Source organism: Pseudomonas sp. DF5 (assembly GCF_058148225.1).
Genome location: NZ_JBYVYM010000075.1, coordinates 1 through 566 on the forward strand (window position 1 = coordinate 1; position 566 = coordinate 566).

Genomic DNA, 566 nt, shown 5'->3' on the forward strand with positions numbered 1-566 from the left:
GCCCTGCTCCGCCGGGGTGAGCCCATGACCGCGGACAACCAGCGCGCCAACATCCGGATCGCCACCGAACAGATCGCCAAGGTCCATCCCGGCAACCAACTGGTGATTGCCCACGGCAATGGTCCGCAGGTCGGCCTGTTGTCGTTGCAAGCGGCGGCCTACACCCAGGTTTCCGCCTACCCGCTGGACGTGCTCGGTGCCGAAACCGAAGGCATGATCGGCTACATCATCGAACAGGAACTGGGCAATTTGCTGGACTTCGAAGTGCCCTTCGCCACCCTGCTGACCCAGGTCGAAGTCGACCCCGACGACCCGGCGTTCCAGGCCCCCAGCAAACCGATCGGCCCGGTGTACACCAAGGACGAAGCGCAGAAACTTGCCGCCGAGAAAGGCTGGGCCATCGCCCCGGACGGCGACAAGTTCCGGCGTGTGGTCGCCAGCCCGAAACCCAAGCGCATCTTTGAAATCCGCCCGATCAAGTGGCTGCTGGAAAAAGGCAGCATCGTGATCTGCGCCGGTGGTGGCGGTATCCCGACCATGTACGGCGCCACCGGCAAACTGCAGGG

The 566-nt window shown here is 64.1% G+C and carries 1 protein-coding gene; it reads left to right on the plus strand.

Annotated features, from left to right (window positions below):
- On the plus strand, positions 1 to 566 hold a 566-nt coding region (locus AC30D7_RS28760), incomplete at both ends, for an amino acid kinase family protein (protein ID WP_490136332.1).